Consider the following 6,447-nt stretch of genomic DNA (forward strand, 5'->3'; position numbering starts at 1 on the left):
CTGCGGGGCCATCGCCCGGCATGCACACCTCTGTCCGATATGACCATATTTGTTTTGGAGTGTCCTCCAGCGGGAATGCGAAGCTCAGTGCTTCGGACAGGAGGCACGTCCGTGGGAGCCGGCTCCGCCGGACGCCCCGACGATCTGTGCATGTCCGAGCGCACCTCCCACGGCGTCTGTCCATCCTGCACATGCTGAGAGAGGTGTGCCCGATGCGTGTCACCGGCAGCACGAAGTCCCATCCTCATGACGACGCCCCGGACACGGTCGAGTCCTTCGAACGGCTCGCCCGGCTGCCCGACGGTCCCGAGCGCCGGGCGCTGCGGGACGAGCTGGTCCGGTTGTGGCTGCCCATGGCCGAGCGGATCGCCGTGCGGTTCCGCGGCCGCGGCGAGGCCCTGGAGGACCTCTACCAGGTGGCCGCCCTGGGTCTGGTCAAGGCCGTCGACCACTACGACCCCGAACGCGGCCGGGCCTTCGAGGCATACGCGGTGCCCACCGTCACCGGGGAGATCAAGCGCCACTTCCGCGACCACATGTGGACCCTGCACGTGCCGCGCCGCGTGCAGGACCTGCGCAACCGGGTCCGCGGCGCCGTGAAGGAGCTGGCGCAGTCCACGGCGGGCCAGGCACCCACCGTCGCCGAGATCGCCGCGTACACCCGGCTCAGCGAGGACGAGGTGCGCACCGGTATGGAGGCACTGGAGTGCTTCTCCGCGCTGTCCCTGGACGCCGAGGTGGCCGGCACGGACGGTTACGCCCTCGGGGACTCCCTGGGCGAGCCCGACCCGGGGTTCGACCTCGTCGTGGACCGTGCCGCCGTCAAGCCGTGTCTCGCGGCACTGCCCGAACGCGAACGCACCATCCTCTACATGCGATTCTTCGGCGGCATGACCCAGAGCCGGATCGCCCAGCAGCTCGGCATCTCGCAGATGCACGTCTCGCGGCTGCTCAGCGGCTGCTTCGACCGGCTCCGCGAGGAACTGCTCGCCGAGGTCCGCTGACCCCTCCCGCCTCCGAGGCCCGCTGTCCCCTCACCAGGCCCCGCCGACCTCCTGCCCGGGCCCGGCCGACCTCCTGCCCAGGCCCGGCCGACCTCCTGCCCAGGCCCGTGCTCCGGTACCCGGCCCCGCCGCCCCCTCGCCCGGCCCGCTGTCCCTACGTCCCCTCGGAGCCCGGCACCTGCGTGGGCCCGTACCGGTCCAGGGCGTCCTCCAGCTCGGCACGGATGTCGGCCGGTATGTCGCCGCGCCGCCCCCAGATCAGGATCAGTTCCGCCACATGGCGCAGCTTGATGTTGGTGTGCTGTGAGACCTCCCGCAGCACCTGCCAGCCCTGGTCCGGGGTGACCCGGCCGAGCGCCACCATCATGCCGATCGCCTGGTCCACCACCGCGTGCGAGGTCATGGCCTCTTTCAGCTGGACGACCTCCGCCTCCAGCGCGGCCACCCGGTCCGGCTCGCTCTCTCCCATTCCTCCATCCTGCGCAAGGGCCTGGCAGCCTGCCAACCGGGGTACTCGACAGGCGTTTCCACCCCGTCCGGCCGGACACTGGTGCCCTACCGGTGGCCGCCCGGCCCCGAGAGCAGGACGACTGCCATGAATCACGACACCTCCGCCGGCGGCGAGCCGCGCAGGAACAACGTCGTCTCCACCGACTCCGTCTTCGGCGCGCCGTGCTGGGTGAGTCTGACCAGCCGCGATCTCCAGGCCACCCAGGACTTCTACACCGCCGTCCTGGGCTGGCGCTGGCGCGGCGCCAAGCTGGGTGAGCACTTCCGGATCGCCCTGGCGGGCGGGGTCCCGGTGGCCGGGATCGCCGCCGTGGCCTCCATGTGGCAGATGGCGGTGGCCTGGACGCCGTACTTCGCCGTGCCGGACGCGGACGTGGCGGTGGCCCGGGCCCGGGAGCGCGGCGGTACGGCCGCGGTCGGTCCGCTGTCCTTCCCGCCGGGCCGGGCGGCGCTGCTGGCCGACCGGGACGGAGCCACGTTCGGGATCTGGCAGGGCGAGCTGGTCGGCAACTGGGAGGCGTGGCGGCAGGCCGCGCCGACGTTCGTGCGGCTGCACACCCGGGACGCCTTCGACTCGGCGATGTTCTACGGCGAGATCCTGGACTGGGCGACCGGGAAGCCGGGCTGCTGCGAGGTGGAGTACGAGGGCGGCGAGGTGGTGCTGCGCAGCCGCGGTGACGTGGTGGCGCGCATCGACTCGGGCGCGGTGGAGGCGGCCCCGGACCCCTCGGTGCGTCCGCACTGGCAGGTCCACTTCGCGGTGTCCGACGTGCCCGGCTGCGCCCGCGCGGCGGAGAAGCACGGCGGCAGCGTGCTGCGCGAGGACGAGACCGAGGCCATCCTGCGCGACGCGGACGGCGCGCAGTTCACGGTGACCTCGAACTGGCGCCGCTAGGCGCGTGCGCGCTCGTCGGCGCCGCTAGGCACGTGCGCGCTCGGCCGCGTCCTTCGCGGTGCGGGACGGACGGGACAGCAGGACCAGGCTGCGGGCCTCCGCGCGGAGCCTGGTCCCGGCTTTGTGTTCGCGTTCGTCGAGGACGCCGTCGGGTTCGGCGGTGTCGACCAGGGTGGTCCAGCGTTCGCCGAAGGAGTGGTCGGGCAGCCGGAAGTCCACCGGCTCCCAGTACCCGTTGACGAGCAGCAGGAAGGAGTCGTCGACCATCCGGCCGCCGTAGGGGTCGCGTTCGGCGATGGCGTCGCCGTTCAGGAAGACGGTGACGGAGTGCGCGTCGTCGCGCAGCCAGTCCCGGTCGGTCATCTCACGGGCGTCGGGCCGCAGCCACATCAGGTCGGGCAGCGGCTGTGCCGGGCGGGTCGCGGTCTCCCCGCGGAAGAAGCGGCGTCGGCGCAGCACGGGATGGGCGGCGCGCAGCGCGATCAGGTGCCGGGTGAAGTCGGCGAGAGCGCGCTGCTCGTCGGTGAGGTCCCAGTCCACCCAGGAGAGGGCGTCGTCCTGGCAGTAGGCGTTGTTGTTGCCCCGCTGGGTGCGGCCGAGTTCGTCGCCGTGGCAGAGCATCGGGATGCCCTGTGACAGGAACAGCGTGGCGAGCAGGTTGCGCTGCTGGCGGGCACGGAGGCCGAGGACGGCCGGATCGTCGGTGTCGCCCTCGACCCCGCAGTTCCAGGACCGGTTGTGGTTCTCGCCGTCCCGGTTGTCCTCGCCGTTGGCCTCGTTGTGCTTGTCGTTGTACGACACCAGGTCGCGCAGGGTGAAACCGTCGTGCGCGGTGACGAAGTTGACGCTCGCGCGCGGCCGGCGCCGGCTGTGCTGGTACAGGTCGGAGGAGCCGGTGAGCCGGGAGGCGAACTCGCCGAGCGAGCCGGGCTCGGCCCGCCAGAAGTCCCGTACCGCGTCCCGGTACCTGCCGTTCCACTCCGACCACAGCGGCGGGAAGTTGCCCACCTGGTAGCCGCCCTCGCCCACGTCCCACGGCTCGGCGATCAGCTTGACGCGGCTGATCACCGGGTCCTGCTGGATCAGGTCGAAGAACGCGGAGAGCCGGTCCACCTCGTGGAACTGCCGGGCCAGGGTGGCCGCGAGGTCGAAGCGGAAGCCGTCGACATGCATCTCGGTGACCCAGTACCGCAACGAGTCCATGATCAGCTGGAGCACGTAGGGGTGCCGCATCAGGAGGCTGTTGCCGGTGCCGGTGGTGTCGTAGTAGTGCGCCCAGTCGCCGTCCACCAGGCGGTAGTAGGAGGCGTTGTCGATGCCGCGGAAGGACAGGGTGGGACCCAGCTCGTTGCCCTCGGCCGTGTGGTTGTAGACCACGTCGAGGATGACTTCGAGGCCGGCCGCGTGCAGCGCCTTCACCATGGCCTTGAACTCGTTGACCTGCTGGCCGAGGGTGCCGAAGGCGGCGTAGGCGTTGTGCGGGGCGAAGAAGCCGATGGTGTTGTAGCCCCAGTAGTTGGACAGGCCGCGGTCCTGGAGGACGCCGTCCTGCACGAACTGGTGCACCGGCATCAGCTCCACCGCGGTCACGCCGAGCGAGGTGAGGTGCTCGGTCACGGCGGGGTGTGCGAGGCCGGCGTAGGTGCCGCGGAGCCGCTCGGGGACGTCCGGGTGGCGGCGGGTGAGGCCGCGGACGTGGGCCTCGTAGATCACCGAGTCCGCGTACGGCGTCCTGGGCGGGCGGTCGTCGCCCCAGTCGAAGAACGGGTCGGTGACGACCCCCAGCATGGAGTGGCCGGCGCTGTCGCCCGGGGCCGGGCCGTCCGCGGCGCGCTCGTACAGGGTCGGGTGGTTGTCGATCTGACCGTCCACGGCGCGGGCGTACGGGTCGAGCAGCAGCTTCGCCGGATTGCAGCGGTGTCCGAGCGCCGGCTGCCAGGGGCCGTGCACCCGGTAGCCGTAGCGCTGGCCGGGGCCGATGCCGGGCAGGTAGGCGTGCCACACGAAGCCGTCGACCTCGTGCAGCCGGACCGGGGTCTCGGTACCGGCGTCGTCGACGAGGATCAGCTCGACGCGCTGGGCGACCTCGCTGAACAGGGCGAAATTGGTGCCCTGACCGTCGAACGCGGCGCCCAACGGGTAGGGCTGCCCGCTCCAGACGGGCAGCCCTGTACGGGAGGTACGGGCGGTCACCGGCTGCCCTCCAGGGCGTCGTCGCCGGCGGGCGCCCACCCGGCCAGCACGGCCACGGGCTCTTCGCGCGGCACCTTCCGTCCCGTGCGCAGGGTGGAGTCGGGGGCGACCGGCACCAGCGGGACGCGCTGGCCGGCGCGGGCACGCTGCGAGAACCAGATGATCTTGCTGCCGCCGTCCGGGGCGCAGCAGCCCCAACCGTCGCTCATGGCGGCGATGTCCGCCAGGCAGGACCGCAGGTCCTGGTCGGGGCGGAGATCCGGGTCGTCGTCGCCGAAGGCGGTGATGAGGTGCTGGCCGTTCCACCACATCTCGATGGAGGTGTGCTTGTCCTTGGCATGGGCGTCGATCGCCCGCAGCAGCAGTTCCGCGCCGTGGCAGACGGGAACCGCGAGGTTCTCCAGGTCCCAGTAGCGGAGATGGGCGGCCAGGATGCGGCTGACCTGTCCCACCCGTTCCGGGCTGACTTCCACGTCGAGGTGGTAGTAGCAGGGCACTGCGGTCTTCATTGTCGCTTGCTCCTCACCGGCGAAGCTGTCGCTCCCCTTGCCCGTCCGGGAGGGATCCCGGACACATAGCGTGAGTGCTGATCGCTTCTGAGTCACCTCCACGGTGCGGCCACTACGCCATTCGTGCAACACGAACCCCCGACACCCGCAATCGTTGAAGCTCCAACAAGACGCTGCGTCGTCGCGCGTGCACCATAAGTGAAAGCCTCGATCGCCGTAACGGTGCCGCGCCTCTCCGTGCGCGGACGCCACCCGACCGTCGGGAACGCGCCCAGTCGAGAGCGTGGAAGGTGAAGAGGGCCATGCTGCTACCGGCCAAGGCCGAAGTGGCCCGGCAGTTGCGGCGTTACCGGGCGTGGGAGCGCGTGATGCTCGCCTCGCCGTACGACCGCGCGGTCCGGGCCACCTTCGAGGACTCGGGGTACACCCTGTGCGTGCTGATGGGCAAACGCTGCGCTCGCGAAGCCGCGGACGCGGCCGAGCGCTATCTGCGCACGAACCCGGTCACCTACCTGCGCGAGCAGGACGGCCGGCCGCAGCCGCGTCGGTCGGCGAGAAGAGCGCCGCCACCGGAGCGGCGTTCCACGGCGCCAAGGCCCTGACCTGGCACCGTACAAGGCGTTCCCCTCGGGACCGGCTCGCACCGGCCCGACTTTCGGATCGCGAAGCCGGGCCGCCGTGCCCGGCTTCGCGCACGGCGGAGGTGAGATACATGCGCAGGACCCCGGCCATCGGCCGTGTACCGGTACGCGACGTCCGGCCGGCCGTGGAGTGCGGCAGGCGCCCGGCGAAAGCGGTGGCCGGAGAGACCTTCGAGGTCACGGCCACCGTGTTCCGTGAAGGGCACGATGCCGTGGGCGCGAACGTGGTCCTGCGCGATCCGGCGGGCCGCCGCGGCCCGTGGACACCGATGCGGGAGCTGTCCGAGGGAAGCGACCGCTGGGGGGCGGAGGTCACCCCGGACTCCCCGGGCCGCTGGACCTACCGGGTGGAGGCGTGGAGCCATCCGCTGGCGACCTGGCGGCACACCGCGTCGGTGAAGGTGCCGGCCGGGATCGACACCGGCCTGGTCCTGGAAGAGGGCGCCGAGTTGTACGAGCGTGCCGCCGCCGGAGTGCCCAAGGGCCCCGAGCGCGACCTGGTCCTGGCCACCGCGCGGACCCTCGGCGACGACTCCCGCTCGGTGCACGACCGCCTGGAGGCGGCCCTCGCCCCGGAGGTGGAGACGCTCCTGGCCCGCTATCCGCTGCGGGAGCTGGTGACGGCCTCCGATCCGATGCCCCTGCTGGTGGAGCGCGAACGCGCCCTGTACGGCTCCTGGTACGAGTTCTTCCCC

Annotated in this window: 7 protein-coding genes; 4 read left to right on the forward strand and 3 right to left on the reverse strand. The window is 71.6% G+C overall.

Annotated elements, in window-relative coordinates; translation table 11 throughout:
- Positions 1–212: 212 nt before the first annotated feature.
- Positions 213–1,004 carry an RNA polymerase sigma factor SigF gene (locus tag ACZ7KF_RS40605; RefSeq protein ID WP_471087415.1) on the forward strand — a complete coding sequence of 264 codons (792 nt, stop codon included), beginning with the start codon at positions 213–215 and terminating at the stop codon, positions 1,002–1,004.
- A 154-nt stretch (positions 1,005–1,158) separates the two neighbouring features.
- Here ACZ7KF_RS40605 and ACZ7KF_RS40610 read toward each other — a convergent pair whose 3' ends face one another.
- Entirely contained in the window at positions 1,159–1,473 is a 315-nt protein-coding gene (locus tag ACZ7KF_RS40610; protein ID WP_471087418.1) for an ANTAR domain-containing protein, read from the reverse strand.
- Between the two features lie 126 nt (positions 1,474–1,599).
- Here ACZ7KF_RS40610 and ACZ7KF_RS40615 point away from each other — a divergent pair, with 126 nt between their 5' ends.
- The gene (locus ACZ7KF_RS40615; RefSeq protein WP_471087421.1) at positions 1,600–2,409 is read left to right on the forward strand and encodes a VOC family protein; all 810 of its coding nucleotides are present in this window, start codon (positions 1,600–1,602) and stop codon (positions 2,407–2,409) included.
- A gap of 24 nt (positions 2,410–2,433) precedes the next feature.
- Here ACZ7KF_RS40615 and glgX read toward each other — a convergent pair whose 3' ends face one another.
- Positions 2,434–4,602, reverse strand: a complete 2,169-nt coding sequence (gene glgX / locus ACZ7KF_RS40620) for a glycogen debranching protein GlgX (protein ID WP_471087424.1) — start codon at positions 4,600–4,602, stop codon at positions 2,434–2,436.
- Positions 4,599–5,111 (reverse strand): pep a2, encoded by a 513-nt coding sequence (locus tag ACZ7KF_RS40625; protein WP_471087427.1) that lies wholly within the window; start codon positions 5,109–5,111, stop codon positions 4,599–4,601. Before ACZ7KF_RS40625 ends, glgX begins: the two co-directional genes overlap by 4 nt.
- Positions 5,112–5,413: 302 nt before the next feature.
- Here ACZ7KF_RS40625 and ACZ7KF_RS40630 point away from each other — a divergent pair, with 302 nt between their 5' ends.
- The gene (locus tag ACZ7KF_RS40630) at positions 5,414–5,713 is read left to right on the forward strand and encodes a DUF5133 domain-containing protein (protein WP_471087429.1); all 300 of its coding nucleotides are present in this window, start codon (positions 5,414–5,416) and stop codon (positions 5,711–5,713) included.
- A gap of 110 nt (positions 5,714–5,823) precedes the next feature.
- Positions 5,824–6,447 (forward strand): maltotransferase domain-containing protein (locus ACZ7KF_RS40635; protein WP_471087432.1); only part of this gene is annotated, 624 nt, incomplete at its 3' end.

The sequence above is a fragment of the Streptomyces sp. NPDC038200 genome, assembly GCF_055600785.1.